Origin of the sequence: Vibrio sp. B172a (genome assembly GCF_030248355.1) — a bacterium.
Lineage (GTDB): Bacteria > Pseudomonadota > Gammaproteobacteria > Enterobacterales > Vibrionaceae > Vibrio > Vibrio owensii.
Genome location: NZ_JAHGAC010000022.1, coordinates 112,300 through 132,424, shown reverse-complemented (window position 1 = coordinate 132,424; position 20,125 = coordinate 112,300). Strand labels below are relative to the sequence as shown.

Sequence of the window (20,125 nt, the reverse complement as noted above, 5' to 3'; positions counted from 1 at the left end):
TATTTGAACCGTGAAATATATCGCCTCACTCAACTAAAGTGGAATCAGACACTTAAAAACATCAATAAATGAAGAATAAAGCAAAAATATTACGAATTTTTTTGAATGAGTAGAGTATAGAAGAGCGGAGACAAAAAAGCCGAGCTAAATGCTCGGCTTTCAAATTCAACTATTTTTTAATGCAATAGAGTGCAGATATTATGCGTCTTGCGTGCGACGACCACGGCCGTGACCACGTTCACCACGGTGTGCACCACGGTGATCACCACCACGGTTGCGGTCGAAACGACGTTCGCCACCTTCACGGTTACCATCGCGGTTGCCGTCACGGTTACCACGGAAGCCACCTTCGCGACGACCGCCTTCACGACGACCACCTTCGCGGTTGCCATCACGGTTACCACGGTAACCGCCGCCATCACGACGACCGCCATCACGACGACCGCCATCGCGACGACCACCACGAGACTCGCGGAAGTCATCGAAGTCACATACTACAGCACCAACATCTTGTTGACGGATACGTAGCTTGCTTAGCTTGTTCGCAGCATCTGAAGTCATTGCTTTAGGTAGCTGAACGAATGTGTGACCTTGCGCTAGCTTGATCGCACCGATAGAACCTTTACCAAGACCCAGTTCGTTTGCTAGAGCGCCAACGATGTCTTTAACTTGAACACCTTGCTCACGACCAACTTGAAGCTGGTAAGTATCCCAATCTTGAGTGTTGAAGCTACGGCCGCCTTCACGACCACCTTCACGGCGCTCTTTACGACGTTGCTTATCACGCTCAATCGCTTCAACCATTGGGTCTTCGCCAATGTAGAATAGAGGACGTTTACCTTGCTGACGCTTAAGAAGCATTGCAGCAAGCATCGCTGGGTCGATCTCTAGAGAAGTTTGTAGTTTCTCTACTAGCTCAGCGAATTTGTCTAGTGACTTGTGCTCTTTCTCAGCTTCCAGTTCAGCAGCTAGCTTGCTTAGACGAGCTTCAGCAACTTGGTCACGTAGAGGAAGTTGGATTTCTTCCATAGATGACTTAGTTACGCGCTCGATAGTGCGAAGCATGCGGATTTGGTTAGTGCGAACAAGAAGGATCGCTTTACCTTTACGTCCAGCACGGCCAGTACGACCGATACGGTGGATGTAAGACTCAACATCGAATGGGATGTCGTAGTTAAATACGTGAGTAATACGTGGAACGTCTAGACCACGTGCAACAACGTCAGTTGCAACTAGGATGTCGATAACACCTTGTTTGATGTGATCAACAGTACGCTCACGTAGAGACTGAGGAATATCGCCGTGCAGTGCAGCCGCTTTAAAGCCACGTGCAGATAGCCAATCAGCTAGACGCTCAGTGTCTTGACGAGTACGTACGAATACGATTGACGCGTCAGTTTCTTCAGTTTCAAGAAGACGAGACATCGCTTCATCTTTCTCTACGCCCTTCACTACCCAGAACTGCTGTTGAACTTTGTCTACAGTGTGGTTCTTACCAGCAACGTCAACTGTTACAGGCTCACGTAGGAAGCGCTCAACAATGTTTTTCAGCATTGGAGGCATAGTTGCAGAGAATAGAACGCGTTGAGCTGATTCAGGAGCGTGCTCCATGATCGCAGTTACGTCGTCCACGAAACCCATGTTTAGCATTTCGTCCGCTTCATCAAGTACGAAAGTATTTACTTCGTCAAGATGTAGACGTTCACGGTTGATAAGGTCTTGAACACGGCCAGGAGTACCAACAACAACGTGTGCACCGTTTTTAAGAGCACGCATTTGATCAACGATAGATGCACCACCGTAGATTTCTAGAACTTTAAGACCCTTGATGTTTTTACCAAGGTTTTTCATTTCAGCCGCAACCTGGATCGCTAGCTCACGAGTTGGAGCAAGAACGATTGCTTGTGGTTTACGTTGATCAAGATCTAGCTTGTTTAGAAGAGGCAGAGAGAATGCTGCCGTTTTACCTGTACCCGTTTGTGCCTTGCCCAGCGCGTCAGCACCTTCCAATAGGTGTGGGATTGCCGCAGCCTGAATTGGAGTTGGTGACACGAAACCCATTCCGTCTAGAGCAGAAAGGATAGAATCATTCAGAGATAAATCGCTGAATTGAATAACAGAATCTTGCATTGGGATCCTACTTAATTAAACAAAAAAACAGTCCCATATGCTCTTCCAATTCGATACTGATCCATCCAGTTACTAAATCCATTCAGACAGGAATTAGCACAGTACACAACCGCGATAAGCCATTAGGGACGACTAAGGGAGGCGGATTATTCCTTAAATGCATAAAAAAAGCTAGAAAAAATTGAATTACATCACAATTTATTCTCACTAATGGTATTATTCGCATAAATTTCCACCTCTCCCCCGATTCTCCGGAGAGAAAAGCACCAACAAGCTGTTCAATTCATCAATAATTCACAGCGAATTTGTGTGCTTTAGGTAGTAATAATAGTGCGCAATGATTATAGTGTGCCCAATTCCATTGGTAAGTTAAAAAAAAGATGTTTCAAGATAATCCGCTATTAGCTCAGCTTAAGCAGCAAATCCAAGAAAACCTGCCTAAAAAAGAAGGCTCAATCAAAGCAACTGATAAAGGCTTTGGCTTCCTGGAAGTGGACAGTAAAACCAGCTTCTTCATCCCACCAGCGTACATGAAAAAGTGCATGCACGGCGACAAAGTGGTTGCCATCATCCGCACTGAAAACGAACGCGAAGTCGCAGAACCACAAGAGCTGCTAGAACAAGCCGTAACTCGCTTTATTGGCCGAGTAAAAATGTTCAAAGGCAAGCTAAACGTAGCGCCAGATCACCCACAGCTGAAAAAGCTTTCTCTTAAAGCGAAATTAAAGAAAGGTCTAAAACCTGATGAATTTGCTGAAGGTGACTGGGTTGTCGCGCATCTTATTCGCCACCCACTTAAAGGCGATAACTCTTTCTTTGTAGAAATTTTAGAGAAGATTACCGATTCAAACGACAAGATTGCTCCTTGGTGGGTAACGCTTGCTCAAAATGATCTACCAAACTCTGAGCCAGCAGGTATCGAGAACTGGGAACTGAAAGACGACGCGGATCTAGAACGTGTAGACATGACTCACGTTCCTTTCGTGACTATCGATGGTGAATCAACCAAAGATATGGACGATGCACTGTATGCGAAGAAAACAGAATCCGGCGATTTCGAGCTGACTATCGCAATCGCAGACCCAACAGCGTACATCACACCTGAAGACGATATGGATAAAGTGGCTCGCGAACGTGGCTACACTATCTACCTACCGGGTCGTAACATCCCAATGCTGCCTCGCGATCTAGCAGATAACCTATGTTCTCTGATTGAAGGCGAAGTACGCCCTGCTATCTGCTGTACAGTAACAGTAAGTAAAGATGGCGTGATTGGTGATGACATCAACTTCTTTGCAGCAAACATCAAATCACACGCTCGTCTAGCATACGACAACGTATCTGACTGGCTAGAAAACGGCAGCTCAGAGAAATGGCAACCATCTGAAGAGATTGCGACGATTGTACGCGACCTATTCGATTTCTCTCGCGCTCGTGCTGAATGGCGTGAGAAGAACGCAGTTGTATTCCCAGATCGTCCTGACTACCGTTTCGAACTAAGCGAAGACAACGATGTGGTAGCGATCCACGCTGACATGCGTCGTAGCGCAAACCGTCTTGTTGAAGAGTCGATGATCACGGCAAACATCTGTGCTGGCCGTACGCTACGTGAAAAGTTCGACACTGGCGTATTTAACACACATGCAGGCCTAAAAGCAGAGAAGATTGAAGAAGTGGTTGAACTGGTTAACCCAGAAGGCACACTAGAATTCACTGCTGAATCTATCGCAACACTAGAAGGCTTTGCAGCACTTCGCCGCTGGTTAGGTGAGCAAGAGACCTCATACTTAGACAACCGTATTCGTAAGTTCCAAACGTACAGTGAAGTAGGTAATCAACCTCTTCCTCATTACGCTATGGGTCTTGATATCTACGCGACTTGGACTTCACCAATTCGTAAATACGGCGACATGATCAACCACCGCATGCTGAAGGCAGTTATTTTGAACAAAGAACCAGTTCAAAAGCCAGATGATGAAGTGGGCGAAGAGCTGGCTCTGCACCGCAAACACCACAAAATTGCCGAGCGAAACGTGTCTGATTGGCTATATGCACGCACTCTAGCGGACGAGCCAAACAAGAAAACGTGTTTCACAGGTGAGATTTTCGATATTAATCGTGCTGGTGCACGTGTCCGACTTCTCGAAAATGGCGCAGCAGCCTTTATTCCTGGTAGCTTGATTCTTGATAATAAAGAAAGAATTGAGTGTAACGGCGACAACGGTACCATTTCTATCGACAAAGAAGTGGTATACAAGTTAGGTGACACATTGGAAATCGTTCTAGCAGACGTGAACCAAGAGAACCGCAGCATCGTTGCAAAGCCGACCCAGGTATTCGCTGATAAACCAGCACCACAAACAGAAGAAACTGTGAGTGAATAATACCGATTGAAGTTTAAAGGCGCTCAAATGAGCGCCTTTTTTGTATGTCATACAAGAAAGATAAGAACGAATATGCCGAACATTGAGATCATTCGCTTTAATCACTTCACTGCTCGCAAAAGTGAACGCTACACCGCTACACACAACGGCCTATACGTTGTTGAAGAAGGCTCACTCGTTATTAATCAGCCTAGTGGTGAACAAATTGAACTAAACGCAGGAGACTTTACGCTTTATAACTCCGCAGATTTGCGCAGTGCTGAAGCCAAACCAGGCAATTTCAAAGCACTTGCACTCGTCTTTGATATTGGTTTGTTTAGTGAGTTTAAATCTGTGCATCCTAATGTGCAGGCAGAGACTGAAGAACGCCGCTTCTACCCTTTCTCTTCTGAAAACCAATCGTCAATTTCACAGCTTAAAGACACGTTAATTGAGTTAGCGGACAATAAAGCGCCCCAGTACGCTCAAGGTCATATTGCCCTTGCCCTACTCTCATTGATGGTCGAAGTGCAGCCGGACATTCTGTCAATCATTGATGATGCAAGCAGCCTAACCGCCTCTCAGAAGGCAATTAAGTACATCGAAAAGAACATCGAGAAAGACATCACCCTAGAAGCCTTAGCCACGCACATGAGCATGTCTATCGCGACATTAAAACGTAGATTAGCAGCGGAAAACCTCTCGTTCTCGCACATTTTAAAGGTGAAACGTATTAACCACGCTGCGACACAACTGCGCGTATCACAGAAGTCGATCACCCAAATTGCATTTGAATCAGGCTTTAAGAGTGCCGCCCACTTTAGTACAGCATTTAAATCGATTTACAGCATTACGCCAAAAGAGTTTCGTAGCCAAATAGCAAAGTGACGCTTGGCACGCTAAGCGTTAGCAGGTAGAGAAATCTGTTAATCCCAGAAACACGCTTGAGGGTCGCTTTCTAATTCGGCGAGAAGCACCTCAAGCGTTTCACTACTCGGTAGCTTTTCATAAGGTACCCAGACCAATTCTTCTTCACGATAGATCGGCACATAAAAGCACCAAAGCTGAGTTTTAGCATCAAATAGAATTTTAGCGATGGGAGACGTGTATTCACTGTGTTGTGAATCAAGTAAGAAGTGCGCATGATAAAGCTCGACACCGTTCTCTATAGGCTCGTATAAGCACTTCCCTAGCGCTTCGACTGGCAAATTGACATTGCGCCTAGCGCAGAGCGTTTGAACCAACTTGTGCAAGCGACTGGTCGCCATTTGAGACACGGACATGAGCGTACTCCTAATATGTTGTTCTTAGTATATACCCAAGTGCCTGAGAGAGGCAGAAATCACCATCGGGGCATGCGCCCGCTCAAACCTAGAATAGCATCCCATTTGATGCCGAAAAGCTAACTGCGTCACCTCTTTCGCTTCAAATCAGTAAAACCCACCCACCCAATATTATTTATAGTTATCAACATAAAGCGAGCGCAATCGATCATTCGCTATGGATATCAATCTGCATTCACAAAAGTGTAACCTGAACGAAATATGATGAGCGCTGCTATATACCGTATATGGAGTTAAATATGTTACGTCTTTCTGTGGCGACCTTACTGGCCATGGCTCTGTCCCTTCCTTCTGCTATGGCAAAAGAAGTCAATATTTCGGGTTCTACCTCTGTTGCACGCGTAATGGATGTATTGGCTGAAGAGTATAATAAAACGCACCCTGATGATTACATTGCCGTTCAGGGTATTGGCTCAAGCGCAGGCATCACGATGGTGAACAAAGGCGTGGTTGAGATTGGCATGAGCTCGCGCTACCTAACGGAAAGCGAGAAAGGCGAAGATCTCAACGTATTCCCTATCGCTTATGATGGTCTTGCCGTTGTTGTTAACCGCACTAACTCTGTAGCCAACCTTTCGGAACAACAACTGTTTGATATCTACAAAGGTAAAGTCGACAACTGGAAACAAGTTGGCGGCAACGATCAACCTATCGCCGTGGTAACACGTGAAGCTTCTTCTGGCTCTCGTTACAGCTTTGAAAGTTTGCTAGGTCTTACCAAGATCATCAACAACCGTTTGGTTTCAGACATTAACCCAAACAACCTTGTGGTAAACAGCAACAGCATGGTGAAGACCATTGTTAACCATAACCCACATGCGATTGGCTTTATCTCGGTTGGTTCTGTTGATCGATCAATAAAAGCCATTCAGTTTGAAGGCACTGAACCAACTGCAAGCAACATCGCTAACCACAAGTACAAATTGGCGCGTCCATTCTTGGTTCTGTACAAGGTCGATGGTTTAGATAAAGCCGGTAAAGACTTCGTGAAGTTCCTGAAATCGGAACAAGGCCAAAAAGCGATTGCAGATTATGGCTACACACCAGTAAAAAGCTTTAATCAATAAACCGCAGACGTAAAAAAAGAGAGCCAAATTCGGCTCTCTTTTTTGTTTGAATCTTAGAATGCAATTAGAAGTGCAATTGAATCACTGAAACAACCACAGCGCCTGGACGACGAATGCCTTCAATTTCTACTTTGATTTCACGCTCAATCTCAAGACCTTTCTTGATTGGAGTGATTTTAGTTAGTGTGCTCGATGCACGTACATTGTTGCCTGCTTTCACTGGGTACGGGAAACGTACTTGGTTCAGACCTAGGTTCACCACCAATTTCGCTGTTGGGAACATTGGATTTTCTGGATCAACAGAATCGGTCAACTTAGGCAGAAGCGCCAACGTAAGGAAACCATGAGCAATCGTAGTCTTAAATGGAGACTCTGTTGAAGCACGCTCTGGATCAGTATGAATCCATTGCATATCTTCAGTTACCGAACCAAATTGGTTGATACGCTCTTGAGATACATGAACCCAATCACCCACATGGATCACTTCGCCCACTTTCTCGCTTAGCTCATCAAATAGAACTTGCGCTTCTGGTTTTAGGACAATTGGATCTGGTTGAGAAATGACTTCCTCATTTACAGCTGGCTGTTGGTGATCACGTACTTTAGAAAAAAGAAAGCTGCTTTGTGCTCGACCTAAAAAGTCACCCCAATAATCGCGTAGCGTTGGAGACATCCAATTCATAAACTCTGATTGGTGAGCGGAAATCGCACCAACTTTGTCTTTAAATAGATTCGTGACTTTCATAAAAACCCTTCGATAAATTCAAGCACAACTGGCTATACCAGTTAATTTTGAATTAACTCACACTATGTTGCAAATACTTTCGGGCGAACACATGTATACTCAAAGTCATTTACTTCTTAATTTTCATAAAGATAGCAATAAAACACTATTTTATTAAGTAACCACAACATAAAGTAAATACTCTACAAAATACTGTAACAACTATACTTTTTGGTGCCCTTTCGCACTAATCCTCTCTATGGATGTGACCATAAAACAAGCAAACAGTTCTTTTTCATTAAAACAATGCTTTACAACGTTTCTACCTCACCCTATTATACGTCCCGCAACGGAGAGATGGCTGAGTGGTTGAAAGCACCGGTCTTGAAAACCGGCATACGTTAATAGCGTATCTAGGGTTCAAATCCCTATCTCTCCGCCACATTTAGAAAGCCCGTTGAGAAATCAACGGGCTTTCGTCGTTTTAGCATTTGGAAAATTGCGGGATTTCTAAATCCCTAGTCGTGTGCGACCCCAGCACTCCGCCACATCCCAGTAAAGAGCCCGCTAAGAGATTAGCGGGCTTTTTCGTATTTCAGTGCTTTAAGCGACTGCTCTACCGCTCTCACAAGGTAAGGCTACAGTGCTGTCACATCTACTCGACGGTTTTGAGCTCGACCTTGAGAAGTCTCATTGGTTGCAACAGGTTGTGTTTCTCCTTTAGAAACCACTGCCGTATTAGAGATGCCTCTCGCATTCAAATAGCGATTTACACTTTCCGCCCTCTGAACTCCTAACGTAAAGTTGTATTCGTTTGTACCTATACTATCGGTATGCCCTGTTAGGACGAACTCGTCTTTTGATTCCTTTGCTATACCAACGATGCGATCCAGTATCTGTTTTGACAATGGTGTTAACAGAGAGCGATCGAAATCAAACTTGATACTAGCCAATAGATTTGAATCACTCGAATTCGCCATATGACTATTCACTAGCAGTAATTCTGCGCAATCACGTGAGACATCAAATTTCTTCATCATTAACTCAGCGAGGTTCTGAGGATCTAAACTCTGCCCTTTCGCTTGAATGAGGTACATATTTCCAGATGTAGGGATCATTGTTAAGCTTTCGCCAACATAGACTTCCACATAGGAATGATGATCTTTATTGCCACATACCTTCTCTAACACCAAATTATCGTCATTGGCATACATCGATGATGCATAGAAAAGCGCAACAGCGGTCATTAATACTTTGTTTTTTGCTTTCATTTTAAATGTCCAATTTCTTCTGAAATAAGGTTGAGAATAATATCGAGCAGTTCGTCTGGGTTGGCGGCGTCATATACGTTGTCGACACCAACACACTCCGCAATAGATTTATTTGTACTCACATCATAATCAAAACCAATCATCGCCATTTGAAAACTCACTGGACGATTGTCCAATGTGAACTTGCTATTAAGGTGTTCTTTTATCTTCGTGCACATGCCTGCATCAACTAATTTAGGTAGCGGTAGTTTTCCATCTAAAGGTTTATCGTTGCTGCCAGTTTTATCTACGCCATCGGTTAAAATAACAAGCAATTGCCTCGCATTCGGAGCAGTGCCTACGGTTGGATTATCCAAAGAATCAAACATTTGAGCAGCTTTGATAATGCCTTGTAAAGCAGCAGTCCAACCTTCCGGTTCAAATCGTTTTATTTCTTTTTCGATCTTGTCAAAATTATCTGTTAAACCTTCATTGTTAAATGGATAGGATCGGTCTTCATAATCTTCTTCGTAGCGGTCAAAAGCGCAAACCGCCTCGGGATCATTCGACTTATCAACCCACACATCAGCAATCGTAGATTCAATATCTACGGTTTTGTTGTTTCCTTCGTAACGCAGTTGGTCAACAAATTGAAGAGGTCGCCTTTTTTTTACTTCAGTATTTTTACAATTCTTTTTGCAATCATCATAAGCATTTTCACACTTTCTCTCACATTTTCTTCCTCTACACTTATCTTTACATTCAATTAAATTTTCATCACAAATCCGATTGCATTCTACTTCTGTTTGCTGCTCACAAATCATTTGATTTTCGGGGCGGGATGTATATTCAGAATAAGGTACCAAACCAACTCTGCTGTTTACTTCTTGGATTGACTGATATTTTTTAAGCTCTTTCAAGACAGAATTAATAATATCTGCAACATGTCGGTACTTTGCTTTCTTTTGCCATGTGTCATCCATTGAGCCTGAATAATCCATGACAAACACAACATCAATGCTGTCACCTTGATATTTTCTTGCCGTGGCCGAGTGAGAGACATTATAGTTGTCGCCAAAACCAATATTGTTTAGGTTAGGAATCCAAGAATCTCTCTGTGCCGCTACGGATAAATCGTATTGTGCGTATCGATTTACACCTTCACACCCGTTATTATCAGTAGAAGAACACTCTTTTCGTTTAACATCTTTAATGGTGATTTCAGCATCATCTACGTATGCTCTAACATATTTAAGCGCTAGCTTTTCATTCTCACTATTAATGAGACTGTTCTTTGCCGTTAATGCTAACGCCGCAACCTCACTCGCATCCCCTAGCCTCGCTTTAGTCTGTATGGCGTATGAGCCATCGATAGCCAAAGTCGTAAAGCCCCAAAACACCGGAATCAGTAATGCGAACAGTAACGCGGCATGCCCACGCTGTGTCCTATATTTTCCTTGTCTTATTCGCATAATCAGCGTCCCATCATGATCGATGACGATTGAATGGTGGAAAATTCTTTGTCCAATAACTTTCCAGACCAATTGTCGGTCTCATAACACAAAGTGACTTTATATAACGTCGCTCTGCGTCCCCAAGATGTCACCATTGATAGATCTTGTTGCTGCTCTATTGAACTTGAAAGCACACAACCTGTTCCCATATTTATTTTGGTGACTTCGGCCTCCCCGTCTGATGCAAAATGTAATAGTTCAAACTCTCCCCCGATTTTATTTTCTTCAAAACTGCCCATCGTTCTTTTTAATGAAGAAAGTGCGATTGCATAAACGTCACTTACAATACCTTCATCAATAAAGAAATTATCCTTACCGTACAGTTGAGTTCTTTCTTTGATTACATTCACCAGAGAATATGAAAGTCTATCCAGTTTTCCTTGTACCGATAATTTCACTACCATGTCTGCGGTGAAAATTAACATCAAAGAAAACACAGCAACTAATAACCCAAATTCAATAGAGAACGTACCTTGATGTTTAGAATTTAAATTGATCACGTTCGTACTCCTGAATCACAATGACCTCTCGCTCAAAACTACGAGAACCATCCATGAAAAATGCAAGCATCGGTTGATATTGATAGTCCACAGCATATATCGCTAAGGCACTGTTGATACTGTTTCCACACTCAGCTTCTATTGGGTTGTTCTCGTCCTCACATAAGGCACCCTGATGCCCGCCAATATCAGCAATAGAAGAAAAATAACGCACACTAAACTTGTATTTTTTCGGGTCAATAATGCCTCCCATCACGCTAGCTTGCTCGTTGACAACTTTTATGAACTCAGCCATAAAAACGCTTTCGGACTCGTTCGTTTGTTTCTCATCAACTTGTGTTTTCGCACTGCGAGCTGCTTCTGCAATTGCCAAATCATTGACTGAAGAAACATAAGCGATGTACCCCAATTCAGCCCAAAGCATTACCATCAGAAAAAACGCCATAAAGCCAATACCGAACTCTATCGACGCTACGCCTGTTTGCGTCCTTTTCATCATCATCTACCTTTATCTGTTAAATGACATGTTCCATTTTTGGTTGGTAATCGAAGTGACAATTTCATCCACTTGCTCAGCATCATAGTCCTGCTGTAGTAGTGCTTTCGCTTGATGAAGGTCTCCTATTTTTATCAAGGCTACCGTCAAATTGGCTTTTGCCTTGCTGTCTTCTGGATTGGCTTGGTAGACGGCGAGCAAAAGGTTATAACTATCCCGATATCGCCCTTCTAGAAGGTACAGTGCAGCTAGGTTGTTCTTTATGACATCATCTTGATAAAAGCGCTTACGAGCCTCTATAAAGTGCTTCTCTGCAACGCCAAACCTCTGTTCTGCCACAGCCAGTATTCCCGCGATGTTGTGAGCCTCTCCGTTGTTTTGATTCAGTAATAAAGCTTTCTCTATGTATTGCCCTGACTGCTCTAATTGCCCAGTTTGAAAATAAGACTTGCTCAATATCAGCAGCGCTTCATCGTTTTTATTTATCTGATGATTTTCGAGCTGATTGATTACGAATATTGCAGACTCAGGGTCATTAGATAGCAAATAGCTTTTTGCTAATTTAATTCGACTTTCTTCACTCTCATTTTCTCTCAACTCTTGTTTATAGAATTCGATAAGCTTTTCTTGGTTATTCGTTTCTACAAACATTTGTTCTTTATTTTGTTGAATAATAGAGTTCAAAGCAGTTTGATTGGATGAACTGCACCCTGTTAGAAGAAGCACTAACAAAACAATTATTTTAGAGTCCATGCATAGCCCTCATTATTGCTGGAGCCAAAATCACCACGACGATTGGCATCATTATGAGAACAACCAAAGGAACCGACATTTTGGCTGCAAGTTTTCCGATCTTCTCTTCAGCGGTAAGCATGTTTACATCGCGTATGTCTGATGCAAGTGTCGTCAAAACAGCATAGATAGAAGAGCCGTATTGCAAACTTTGCTTAAGCGTCATAACAAAACTTCGGATCTCTGACGTTGGTAGTTTTCTATAAAGCTCATTCAAAGCGTTTTCTAGTCCATGAATTTGGGCACGGTCATCGACTTGCTTTAGGACTTTGGCTAGCTCTCTGTCAAAAGAACGTAATTCAATGGATAAGTACTTAATACTTGATTCTAATGTCATACCCGTTTGGACACAGATGGCCATCAAATCGAGCAGATAAGGTAACTGTTTAGATATGCGCTCCTGTCTCTTTTTCCTTCTAGAGGTTAAATATGAGTCAGGAACAATGATGCAAGCGATAAACCATGTCAGCATCGACGCCATCATTATCAAGATATCGACCTGTACAGCACGGCAAATAAAGTAAATAGCACCTAAACCAATGAAGGCAACGCCATATTTAAAATGCATATAGTAACGTGCATAAGTTTGGTTATCGAAACCTGCATCTTCGAGCTTTTTCTTTATGTCACCTTGATCAGAAGTAAACGACGCCGTCAGTTGAGCAAATGCCTGATGCATACTATCGATATCATAGTCATTACCCTGCTCTACGTGACGAGTAGATAATGCAAAATCTTTAAGCGACCTTTTTCTCTTTGCACTCGACCAAAGTTGATAAATAAGAATCGAAACCCCAAAGGTAATCAAAACCAAAGTGAGAAATATGCTTATCTGTGTCGACATCATTTTTGCGCTCCTCGCATCAACATCCACACCATCCACAATCCAAGCCCCTCGCTTGCGAGTAGATAATATAAGATCGGCTTTCCTGCAGGGTGAAACATCAAGAACTCGAAGTTATCCGGGCTTATGAACTGCAACATAAATAAGACTGAAAATGGAATTGCTACGACAATTTTCACAGACATCCTGGCTTCTGCCGTCAGCGCATATTTCTTTTTCTCTATTGCTCTCGCATCAAACATCAAGCGGTTCAACCTTGCGATAACGTCTTTCAACTGCCCCCCTCTTTGCATATTGGCGCGCAAAGTAATGACGAAGAAATAGAACGAAGGGTATGGGAATCTCTCGCAAGATTTACGAAAAACGTTTTCCGGAGATTCACCTAAACGCAACTTCTCACCCATGCGCCTAAACTCTTCTCCAACGTCTCCTTGTAAGGTTTTGCCCACATAAATAATGGCATGCATAATACTTTCACCAGAGCTGACTGCACTAGACAACATATTTAGTGCATCAGGGAATGCATTTTCAAACGCCTCTTGTTGACGTTTTTGAAGCCAGAAGTAACCCAATGTCCAACCAACAATTAGAAAAATAGAGGCGACAATATATGAGTTGGTTTGTAGGTATTTATGATTAAAAACAAAGGCGGCCCCAATGAGTGTAAAGCTATAAAGTATCAGTTTAAGCTCAGCCATCTTTCCAAGTTGATACTTAACATTACTAAAGTTAGCCTTAATGTTATCCAGTAGCGTCCTATCTGATAGTGCTTTAATATCAACGGCCTGATGTGCTTGCTCCATTGCATTAACAAAAAGCACTCGGTTGGCTTCTTCTAGGTAATAGGTGCGGCTTTGACTTTCTCGACTTGGCCAGAAAGCAACCAATAATGCGACACCACCAATGATAAAAGCTATCCAATGAATCATCCTGGCTCTCCCACACTAAAGGCTTGAGACAACTGTTGTTCTAAGCCAAAAAACTTCGCCTTCTCAACAAGAACTGAGCGTTGCATTAAGCCTGCAGTTAAGAAGCGTCCATGAATTTGCCCTTCATCCATTCCCGAAGAGAGCGGTTGAAAGCGGAATATTTCTTCCAATACGACATTGGAACCTTCGATACCGACAACTTCAGTAATACTCATGATCTTTCGACTACCATCATGTAATCGGCTTATCTGCACCACGAGGTCAATCGCACTAACAATCGTACGGCGCACCGCCTCTAGAGGGAGGCTGCTTGTTGCCATCATGACCATCGCTTCAACGCGAGATAGAGCGTCACGAGGCGTGTTCGCGTGTAAGGTAGACATAGACCCATCGTGGCCAGTGTTCATTGCCTGCAACATCTCAAATGCTTCGCCACCGCGACATTCCCCAACAATGATGCGGTCTGGGCGCATCCGAAGTGCATTGATAACTAAGTCACGTTGATTGACCTCTCCGGAACCTTCTATACCTGCAGTGCGTGTTTCCAAACGAACAACGTGAGGCTGTAGCAATTGCAGTTCAGCTGTGTCCTCTATGGTGACAATGCGTTCTTTCTCCGAGATAAACTGAGATAACGCATTAAGCATTGTGGTTTTACCCGATCCTGTGCCACCCGATATGAGAATGTTCAACCTGCAACGCGCGGCAATCATAAGTACTTTTGCCATTTCAGGGCTCATCGAGCCAAAATCAACAAGTTGTCCCAAGTTAATGCTGTGTTTTTTAAACTTACGAATAGAGATAGCAGTCCCATCAATTGAGATAGGTGGTATTACAATGTTTACACGACTTCCATCCGGTAAGCGTGCATCACACGTTGGCGACGAATCATCCACTCTTCGCCCAACTCGATTGGCGATACGTTTTGCTATATGAAGAAGCTGTTCTTCATCAATAAAAGCAACATTCACCTTTTCAACCAGACCGCGACGTTCTACAAATACGTTCTCGCAACCGTTGATCATGATGTCGCTGATCGCTTCGTCTTCCATCAAGGGTTGTAATGGCCCCAAACCTTGAAGCTCATCCAAAAGGCTCTTTACGTACTCTCTTCGAATCATTGTTGTGACTGAGAGGCCAAATTTCTCAATCAATACATCCACAGCGCTCGATAACTGCTGTGCAAGCGCCTCCGAAGACAAACTTTGAACGGCTTCTGCGTCGAGTGCCTCAAAAATTTGTTTACGGATCTGAACATAAGCAGATTTTGTAATATTCATGATTAGCCCCGTTTAAGAAGACGCGAAAACCAAGAGTGACGCTCTGCTAACTCAGACTCCCCAAGTAAAGATGAAGTAAGCTTGTGGAGGTTGTGACTCATCGCTCCGCCATGTTGATAAATGTGTTTGTTTTCTAAAACTAAGCGACCAATTCGGAGGTCATTTGGGAAAACCACATCCGGCTCACGACCTAAGAATGTTTTGATATCAGAGAGCGTTACGGTGGCGGCTTTCTCACACAGCGTGTAATTCAGCACAAATAGACACCTTGCTTTGGAGCGAGCGAGTTCTAACAAGCGCAAGGTCCGCTTGGCCTCTCGTACACTGGAGACTGTGGGCTCAAAAATCAAAACAAGCAGATCACAAGCTTTTGTAATGTATTCAATGTCTTGTTTTGTATTATTTGAGCGAGAAAGATCTTCTAAAACAAAGTTGTATTGACCAGAAAGTTGATCAGATAAGAGCCTCACGTATTCTTTAAGCTCGACTTCGTTAAGTTCATCTGACTCTAAGGAGATGACAGACAACATATCATCCACTTTGCTCACGATACTTGAGGCGTAGGTGCTATCAATATTCGAGGCTAGAGCCGCATATGAAACTGGCTTTTTCTCAAACTCTTTAAGACCCAAGAAAATATCCAAGTTTCCACCGCGAAAGTCATGATCCACTATCAAACAAGTGGATTTCTTTATATTGGAGAGTTCAAAAGCGATCTCAGCAGTGAGCATGGTTGCGCCAACCCCACCTTTTGTTCCCCATACTCCAACAATTTTCGCTCTACGATCTTTTCCCAAGCCCGAGTGACGTTGTCGGTTACTAGTGACATTTTTGACAAAATCGATCAATTCTTGCTTACTGACAGGCCAAAATAGGTAGTAAAAACCCATCTCTTTGAGGTTACGAATGGTTGATATTGCATCCTCTCGCCCAATAACAATCACTGATGCGGTATTTGGCAATAGATAACCAATTCGCTCCATGTCTTTTGTAACGTTTGAGCTCGTTGTCAACTCAACCATCACTATCTCGACGTCTGTTTCGCGAATGTGTTTTCGAATCTCATCATCGCTGTTTAATAAAACGTTAGGCGACATGATATTTTCGAATTTAAACGCTTCGTTAACTAACTCTGCACACTCTTTTGTCTGATGAAACAATACAGAAGCAAATGTCTCAGCTTGTCCAGAATCAGAAAGCGGTTGAGATTGTAATTTATCGACTAAATCAAACATAAATGCTTCCTCTACTTCGCCGCTGAGTCAGTGATCTCAGCCTCTATTAGACTCATGTCGGATTGCAGCATGACGGCACTTTCAGGATTCGCCATTGAATGCCAGCGATTACTTTCAACGAAACATCCGCCTGTAAGCTCGCCGTAATGGCCAACTTTTGCTTGTCTGCACAGCTCCGTAACCACTTGCATGTATTGAAACTGAACTTGAATATCTTTTGAGTCAGGTAGCCAGGCTTTTTCAAGGTGAATATCCCCCTCGTCTAAACCTCTGGTTAACAAGTAACTTTTTAAGTTATTCGCCAGAACTTTCCCGTGTTTAGTCGCCCAATCGACTTTAACGCCGTTGTTAGCGATAAGAGCCCAATCCTTTTCCATTAATGCATACAACTCACGCTGGCTTTCTTTAATATCCTGACCTTGTAAATCAACAGACCAACGGTATGTCAGCGGGACGAGCTGAATATGTGGACCTTCACGTTCAGTGATCACTTCCGCACAGGAGGTCATAGCAAGCAACGCCGATGCGACTAACATACGTGCGATATTTTTCGTTTTATGTGCACTCATAATTTGAAGCCTCCGACGGAATAGATTTCTTTTGCCCATCTATCACCCGCTTTAGGTGTGGATTCAGGCTCGACGTTAAAGAAGCGTTCTAAACTTGTCGTTTTCTGCATGTTTGGCAGTTGGACTAATTGCGATTCGATTGGCTGCACTAAATTGACCGTTGCCACAATGATCAATTCTGTGCGGGTTCTTTCAGTACCCGTTGATCGGAACAACGCACCCAAAATTGGAACCTCTCCAACAAAGGGGATTTGACCGAGCGATTCTTTGTCTTCAGTGCTTAGCAAGCCACCAAGAATAAAGCTCTTACCATCCGCAAGCTGAACAGTTGTTCTTGCTCGTCGTGTTTTTAATGCAGGCAAGTCATAGCTTTCATTGGAATATTGAGTATCTAGGGAGCTTACCTCTGGAATGAGAGATAGCTTTATGTTGTCATCATCGAGAACCTTCGCCATCAGTTCCAAACGCACACCAAACTCTTTGTATTCGACGTTGGTGCCTCCATCAGAGACGGTCACAACCGGTAACTCGCCCCCGACTAGAAAACTTGCGCTTTCTCCAGACAAAACCGATAGATTAGGCTGAGCCAAGATTTGACCAACCGTATCATTCCCTATGGCCGTGATGACGGAGATAATGTCTGATGCGCTGAACGATGTGAGTTGATCGACAAAGATCCCCGTACCAGCACCTTCACTGCCGTATTGAACGCCAAATTCTTCTAAAAATGAGTGTGACACTTCGGCGATAGACAGTTTTACGTTAACTTGCTTTTGAGTCGCCACTTCGATGTTGTTGATGACTTTGGCGTAACTAATACGTTTCATAAACTCAACTTCTTGGTCGAAGTCTATGTCTTCCCCATCCCATTCAAATTCGATCTCTTCCCTTTCATGATCAAGAAACTCACCAACCATCTGATTGATCGTATCTTTGATTCTTTCATTGGGCACACTGCCAGTTAAAACGACGCTATCACCGATATGAGTAATGTCTATACGGGTATTGGGATAAAGCAGGTGAACCTTTTGTTTCAACTCAGCTAGCGAGGCACTAACTTGCACCTGTCGTGTGACTATGGTTTTACCCTCAGCACCAAACACAGCAAAACCCGTCGTGCCAATTTTTTTACCGAATAACGCGATTTTTTGTTTATCAACTACTTGATAATCTGCAATAGCAGGGTTAGCTATAAATACCGATTCAATCTCATCATTCACTGCGATGATTTCCATCTCTCCCTCGGCAAGGAAAGTCCTTGTTTGAGCCAGTACAACCATCGCAAACATGGAAAGAGACAACACGCAAAGTGATTTCATTAAAGTGTTCATGGGTGCCTCAATTAATATTGACCGTATTAGAACGAAACTCGACGACTGACTTGAAGTTAGAAAGCACGTCGCCAGCATCAGCATGTAGATCTGATTTCTCGTATTCACCAATGGATTTATGTACTTCAAGCTCTGAAATACGTCGCGCAACGGTAATGGTTGCCACTTGTTTCCGCGTCAGTTCTAAGATCACATTGACTTCTGTCTTCGGCGCTTGATTACGCGCGCCTTCGACGGTGAATGTCTTGACCTGCAATACCTTTATGCCTGTTAAAATTGGCGTCACAAACATATTGCGTTTGCGCGAAGCTTCCGTATCTGCAGTTTCTATCGAAAATTCAGTAGGAAGAGAAAGTGATAGGACATCAATAAGCGTGTCGTGGCTAATTACGCCACCGATAATCGATTCTGGACGCACTTTTATCGCATAAGGAACGCGGTTATCAGCGAGCACCAAATCGACATATCCATCCTCATCTGGATCGATAATTCGCTCATCAAATGCCAATTCCCCTGCTTTTATATTATTTGGATAAATAGCGCCAGGAGTGAACTCAAGTACCATGTCCTTATCAACACCAAGACTGTGCGCTTTATCCTCCGGTATACGCTCAAGCTCAAAGTGTTCCCTAGCGACTTTTTGCCCAGCATTAACATCCGTCTTTAAGCGCCAAACGATAAGTTGAGGACCTTGTTCGACTTTTACTTGTTTTGGCGTGTTTGCTGGTTGACTTAAACTGGTCGCCAGCCCATACAAACCCAATAAAATAGCAAGGCCACCAATCCCGATTAATAGTAGTTTTTTCATCTTAATCCCTTATAACGACATCCAAATGCCAAACAAGCTGCCAATCACGATGGCAACTCCATAAGGAACGCCTCGGTCGGCGCTTTTTGTCCATTTATTCTTAATTAAGCAGCACAAACTCACCACGCCACCAATAATCAGAATCAATAAGACTGTAATGAAGAGGTTCTCCGGTAATATTGCCGTGGAATAAGCAGCAAACAGTTTTGTATCTCCTCCTCCAAGCCATCCTGTCGTACTCAATACAACACCCACACCAAAAACCATTAGCGGAGAAACGAATTGTATAGATAGATAAGATGAGAAAAAAATGACACTGCATGTTAATAAAACGAGAAAGCAGAAATAGTTATTTATAGTTCTTTCTTTGATGTCGTAGTAAATAGTCAGAGAAGATAAGGTGGTTAACACTAACCACCCTAAATTAAAAGTAAAATTACAATTAGTCATTGATACATCGTTTTATTCTACATCTTGGCCAGCTGTAGTTCTATCTGTTAATGCACTTGATATATCGCCAAACAACTCAACCAAGTCTTTTCCCACTTGGTTAACTGCTCCTAGAATAACAACTGCAATAGCAGCAGCAATCAAGCCATACTCGATAGCTGTCACACCACGTTCATCATTTTTATAGCTTTCTAACGCTAGTTTTGTTTTTACATAGAATTCAGTAAACATAATGTCATCCTTAATAAATGTGATTAATTGAAAATCGTTTGGAAGTCATCTCTACGTGACTTCTATTCCAAGTTTAAACTCAATTATTAAATAGACAATTAATTTAAAAAACTTAAAAACAAAAATAAAATAACATTTTTTCAACAATCAAAACTATTAACTTACTGTTAATAATTTCCTCTAGCACAATCAATAACTTTTAATGACAAAACAACCAATATTAGTTATATTCCAAATCTGAATATAGCCAATAAAAAAAAGAATAAATA

Annotated in this window: 20 protein-coding genes and 1 tRNA gene; 4 read left to right on the top strand and 17 right to left on the bottom strand. The window is 42.8% G+C overall.

Going from position 1 to position 20,125, the window contains the following annotated elements; translation table 11 throughout:
- Positions 1-198: 198 nt before the first annotated feature.
- Entirely contained in the window at positions 199-2,130 is a 1,932-nt protein-coding gene (locus KIT90_RS19285) for a DEAD/DEAH box helicase (RefSeq protein WP_041053367.1), read from the bottom strand.
- A 380-nt stretch (positions 2,131-2,510) separates the two neighbouring features.
- Between KIT90_RS19285 and rnb the strand changes: the two genes are divergently transcribed.
- Both rnb and KIT90_RS19275 read left to right on the top strand, forming a co-directional pair.
- Complete coding sequence (rnb, locus tag KIT90_RS19280) at positions 2,511-4,514, top strand: exoribonuclease II (RefSeq protein WP_285378100.1); 2,004 nt, start codon at positions 2,511-2,513, stop codon at positions 4,512-4,514.
- A 72-nt stretch (positions 4,515-4,586) separates the two neighbouring features.
- Positions 4,587-5,381: an AraC family transcriptional regulator gene (locus KIT90_RS19275; RefSeq protein WP_285378099.1), complete on the top strand. Its 795-nt coding sequence runs from the start codon at positions 4,587-4,589 to the stop codon at positions 5,379-5,381.
- A 38-nt stretch (positions 5,382-5,419) separates the two neighbouring features.
- On the opposite strand, the gene KIT90_RS19270 is transcribed toward KIT90_RS19275, so the two are convergent.
- Positions 5,420-5,776: a DUF3024 domain-containing protein gene (locus KIT90_RS19270; protein ID WP_009704672.1), complete on the bottom strand. Its 357-nt coding sequence runs from the start codon at positions 5,774-5,776 to the stop codon at positions 5,420-5,422.
- A gap of 299 nt (positions 5,777-6,075) precedes the next feature.
- Between KIT90_RS19270 and KIT90_RS19265 the strand changes: the two genes are divergently transcribed.
- Positions 6,076-6,903, top strand: coding sequence for a phosphate ABC transporter substrate-binding protein (locus KIT90_RS19265; RefSeq protein ID WP_009704673.1), 828 nt, complete (start codon positions 6,076-6,078; stop codon positions 6,901-6,903).
- Between the two features lie 64 nt (positions 6,904-6,967).
- Here KIT90_RS19265 and KIT90_RS19260 read toward each other — a convergent pair whose 3' ends face one another.
- Entirely contained in the window at positions 6,968-7,648 is a 681-nt protein-coding gene (locus KIT90_RS19260; RefSeq protein ID WP_005440645.1) for a MaoC family dehydratase, read from the bottom strand.
- Between the two features lie 330 nt (positions 7,649-7,978).
- Between KIT90_RS19260 and KIT90_RS19255 the strand changes: the two genes are divergently transcribed.
- A tRNA-Ser gene (locus KIT90_RS19255) sits at positions 7,979-8,069 on the top strand.
- A gap of 196 nt (positions 8,070-8,265) precedes the next feature.
- Here the strand turns inward: KIT90_RS19255 and KIT90_RS19250 are convergent.
- The 14 genes from KIT90_RS19250 to KIT90_RS19185 all read right to left on the bottom strand — a co-directional run bounded on the left by KIT90_RS19250 (position 8,266) and on the right by KIT90_RS19185 (position 19,856).
- Entirely contained in the window at positions 8,266-8,898 is a 633-nt protein-coding gene (locus KIT90_RS19250) for an OmpA family protein (protein ID WP_285378096.1), read from the bottom strand.
- Positions 8,895-10,349, bottom strand: a complete 1,455-nt coding sequence (locus KIT90_RS19245) for a TadE/TadG family type IV pilus assembly protein (RefSeq protein ID WP_285378094.1) — start codon at positions 10,347-10,349, stop codon at positions 8,895-8,897. Before KIT90_RS19245 ends, KIT90_RS19250 begins: the two co-directional genes overlap by 4 nt.
- Before the next feature lie 2 nt (positions 10,350-10,351).
- On the bottom strand, positions 10,352-10,891 hold the full coding sequence (gene tadF / locus KIT90_RS19240; RefSeq protein WP_285378092.1) for a tight adherence pilus pseudopilin TadF: 540 nt from the start codon (positions 10,889-10,891) through the stop codon (positions 10,352-10,354).
- Complete coding sequence (locus KIT90_RS19235; RefSeq protein WP_373417702.1) at positions 10,872-11,336, bottom strand: pilus assembly protein; 465 nt, start codon at positions 11,334-11,336, stop codon at positions 10,872-10,874. Before KIT90_RS19235 ends, tadF begins: the two co-directional genes overlap by 20 nt.
- Before the next feature lie 63 nt (positions 11,337-11,399).
- Complete coding sequence (locus KIT90_RS19230; protein WP_285378090.1) at positions 11,400-12,140, bottom strand: lipopolysaccharide assembly protein LapB; 741 nt, start codon at positions 12,138-12,140, stop codon at positions 11,400-11,402.
- Positions 12,130-13,026, bottom strand: a complete 897-nt coding sequence (locus KIT90_RS19225) for a type II secretion system F family protein (RefSeq protein ID WP_285378088.1) — start codon at positions 13,024-13,026, stop codon at positions 12,130-12,132. The genes KIT90_RS19230 and KIT90_RS19225 overlap by 11 nt, the downstream gene beginning before the upstream one ends.
- On the bottom strand, positions 13,023-13,952 hold the full coding sequence (locus KIT90_RS19220; RefSeq protein WP_285378087.1) for a type II secretion system F family protein: 930 nt from the start codon (positions 13,950-13,952) through the stop codon (positions 13,023-13,025). The genes KIT90_RS19225 and KIT90_RS19220 overlap by 4 nt, the downstream gene beginning before the upstream one ends.
- The gene (locus KIT90_RS19215; RefSeq protein WP_045477620.1) at positions 13,949-15,232 is read right to left on the bottom strand and encodes a CpaF family protein; all 1,284 of its coding nucleotides are present in this window, start codon (positions 15,230-15,232) and stop codon (positions 13,949-13,951) included. Before KIT90_RS19215 ends, KIT90_RS19220 begins: the two co-directional genes overlap by 4 nt.
- Positions 15,233-15,234: 2 nt before the next feature.
- Entirely contained in the window at positions 15,235-16,467 is a 1,233-nt protein-coding gene (locus KIT90_RS19210) for a chromosome partitioning protein ParA (protein WP_285378086.1), read from the bottom strand.
- An 11-nt stretch (positions 16,468-16,478) separates the two neighbouring features.
- Entirely contained in the window at positions 16,479-17,036 is a 558-nt protein-coding gene (locus KIT90_RS19205; RefSeq protein WP_285378085.1) for a hypothetical protein, read from the bottom strand.
- Positions 17,033-18,367 carry a type II and III secretion system protein family protein gene (locus tag KIT90_RS19200; RefSeq protein WP_285378084.1) on the bottom strand — a complete coding sequence of 445 codons (1,335 nt, stop codon included), beginning with the start codon at positions 18,365-18,367 and terminating at the stop codon, positions 17,033-17,035. The genes KIT90_RS19205 and KIT90_RS19200 overlap by 4 nt, the downstream gene beginning before the upstream one ends.
- Before the next feature lie 7 nt (positions 18,368-18,374).
- On the bottom strand, positions 18,375-19,175 hold the full coding sequence (cpaB, locus tag KIT90_RS19195; RefSeq protein WP_285378083.1) for a Flp pilus assembly protein CpaB: 801 nt from the start codon (positions 19,173-19,175) through the stop codon (positions 18,375-18,377).
- A gap of 9 nt (positions 19,176-19,184) precedes the next feature.
- The gene (locus tag KIT90_RS19190) at positions 19,185-19,625 is read right to left on the bottom strand and encodes a prepilin peptidase (protein WP_285378082.1); all 441 of its coding nucleotides are present in this window, start codon (positions 19,623-19,625) and stop codon (positions 19,185-19,187) included.
- 12 nt (positions 19,626-19,637) lie between these two features.
- Positions 19,638-19,856, bottom strand: a complete 219-nt coding sequence (locus tag KIT90_RS19185) for a Flp family type IVb pilin (RefSeq protein WP_285378080.1) — start codon at positions 19,854-19,856, stop codon at positions 19,638-19,640.
- Positions 19,857-20,125: the final 269 nt, after the last annotated feature.